The sequence below is a fragment of the Streptococcus oralis genome, assembly GCF_001578705.1.
GTDB lineage: Bacteria > Bacillota > Bacilli > Lactobacillales > Streptococcaceae > Streptococcus > Streptococcus oralis_J.
Genome location: NZ_KQ969039.1, coordinates 33,064 through 36,040, shown reverse-complemented (window position 1 = coordinate 36,040; position 2,977 = coordinate 33,064). Strand labels below are relative to the sequence as shown.

The 2,977-nt window shown below is 31.5% G+C and carries 1 protein-coding gene; it reads left to right on the top strand.

All coding sequences use genetic code 11. The features are described from left to right. Positions 1–244 precede the first annotated feature (244 nt). On the top strand, positions 245–2,932 hold the full coding sequence (gene esaA / locus SORDD05_RS08240) for a type VII secretion protein EsaA (RefSeq protein ID WP_061418920.1): 2,688 nt from the start codon (positions 245–247) through the stop codon (positions 2,930–2,932). Positions 2,933–2,977: the final 45 nt, after the last annotated feature.

Sequence of the window (2,977 nt, the reverse complement as noted above, 5' to 3'; positions counted from 1 at the left end):
CTCAAAAATCAGCTATGACCACTTCACCATAGAAGACTTCAAAAAATGACATACAAATCCTAGAATTTCATTCTAGGATTTTCTATATGGTGAAAAAATGAAACACCTAAAATTTAGTATATAGGTCGGTGCATAAGCAAGTTACGAATTGGTAAGTTTTATTAATAGAATAAAGATTATAAGCCCTCCTTGCCTGACTCTAGTATTCGTGGTATAATAAAGGGATAAATGAGAGAGGTTAGCTATGAAAAAAATAATTATAGGTAGTAGTGTTTTTGTAACTTTGTTGGTTGGTTCAGGAGCAACATTTATTTATTTAAAGAATCAAGAGATTTCTGTAACAAATAAGGTTAACGATCGTAAATTGAATATTGCTCTGGTAAATGAAGATGCTGGAGGCGTATTAAATGGCAACGCCTATAATCTAGGAAATGATTTCACAAATTTATTATCAAAAGAGAATACAAATCAATGGACTGTCATGACTCGTAATGTTGCTGAAAATCGATTTGAAAATGGGTCGGTTGATGTAATTGTTTATATCGAACAACAGTTTTCAGAAAAAATAGCTCAACTGGAAAGTTTTAATCCTGATAGAGCAAAGATAACATATAAAACGAAATCAAATTTAGATCCAGTTAAATCTAAGAATGTTGAGTTACGAGTAGGCGAGTACCTTAATACTATTAACCAAAATGTTATAAAAATGTATTTTTCGAGTGTTATCAACAACCTAGATGATGCTAAAAGAAATGTTGATAATATTGTAAATGAACAATCTGGCACGCATACAAAAATTTCTCAATATATCTATGGCCCGTCAAACGAAGCAAGTCAGTCTATGTTAAGCACTTTGGACTTGGCTTCAAATCTACAGAAAATGAATTCGTCTTATGAAGATTCTCAAAAGGCTTTTTCTGATTCTGTTGTTAGTCTTTTAAATAATACAGGGATAGGCTTAGACAAACAACTTACGGAAGTTAAAACTTATTTTGATTTTCAAAAGGGTATATTTGAGAAGAATGTCTTAACAACCAATAACACATTGAAAGAACAGCATGAAGAAAATTCTAAAATTATAGATGGTTTAAATAATTCGATGCTTAAATCATTGTATCAATTTGGAAATAGTACAGCTGAGGAAAAATCTGAACAAGCTAAACTAGAAGATTTAGTAGTTGATTATCATAAGGTTATTGTTGATTATCAAGGTAAAATAAAAGATAGAAAATCCGAATTTGGACGTCTCAAGACAGAATTAGAAGCAGAGAAAAAGAAAATATCACTCTTTTACTTTGGTAAAGAAGATGTTGATTTAAAATCGGACCTTACTTCGGATGCTAAAGCAACACTTGTAGATCAGATTAATAAAAGTTTGATTACTGAAAATCATTTGCCTGAAACTTATCAAACTTTAATTCGTTCAAATCTAACAGATATTAGTATTGAACCAACTGATTACCAAACTTTATTTAGTAAATTGGAGAAACTCAATGTTCTAACAGCTGATCAAGTTAAAGAATATAATGAAAAAATAGATTTACTTAAGAATTATACTAAATTTGATAAGAAGGCTACTTCTATAAGTGGATTACCTGTTTTTGAATTTTTATCGATTGAAAATGATAAGCTCGATAAAGTAACAGAAACGATGGAATTGACAGTTAAATTACCCCAATCTGAGTCTAAAACTGTCGAGGCATCTGTGACAAAACCATCCAGTAGTTCGCCTGAATCATCAACGGTAGTTGAGGCTAGCGGAGTTTCTACCAGTTCTGAAGGGACAAAATATTTATCTCCTAAAGCTAAAGTTTATGTTACAGGAGATGCTACCTTAGTTGGAGGAGAGCAAACTATAACAGATGATAAGCTTTATACTATGACGGTTGAATATACTTTAGAACCACATTATGGGAAAAATGAAATTTCATTTGAAGTACACATTGGTGAAACTACAATTCCTATCAAGAAAACTATTTATCGTAGTGATAAAGAAAAGTCAGATGTTTTAGTGAAAAAAGATTTAAAACATATTTTTGATAAATTAAGCAAAATTGATCGTACAACTGGTATGATTCAAGCAATTTATGGAAGTCCAAGTAGTTCCTCTATTAATTTTTCTGCCTTATCACCAGATTCTGTTTACCATATGTACGGCAACATCAGTCGTGATGATATAGCAACTCAGTTGTCAGAAGATCAAGTTACTAAATTTAAAGAATCAGGTATAGCTTTGTTGGAACAAATTCAAAATTCTTTGGAGTCATTAGAAAAATCAAGCGAGGCATTGCCTGAATTGGCTGAAGCTGAGTTACCGAATGATTATTTCAAAAATCAAATTACAAACTTAGCTGATTGGTATAACAGTTCGATTAAGACCTTATCAACTGAGTACGATAAGTGGAAGGAAACAAAAGCGAAACAATTGGAAGTGACGGAGACAGCTTCAGATGCTAATAGTGGAATATTAATAAATGATAGTGAATCATCAAAACGCTTATATAGTTCAATTGAATCATTAGTGTCTACTACCTCTACTGGTTCAAAAGAAACTAGTCAAAATCACGAAGCAGTTGGGACTATGAAGGATCAATTTACTCAATTTGTTGGTCAAGTTCAGACTATTAAAGATAATGTTGATAAGACTATTTCAACTACGAATGATCTGATATCTAATGAAGCAGAAGTTATTCAAGGGAATAGAGACTACGCAGAGTCCTTTAAAACTGTTATGAAGAATATTCGTGATGGTGGAACGACCAATCAAAATGTGATGAATTTTTTATCTAATCCAATTGAAACTAAAAAAGAAACATATGAAGCGCCAATTTCAGTGGATAATAACAGAGTATGGGTTATTTTAGCGATTATTTTATCAGCAATTTCATCAGCAGGAATCACATATTGGTTGACAAAAGAAAAAGGCAAATAATGTAGATAATAACTCTCAAAATGTACTGACCCCAAAAAGTTAGAC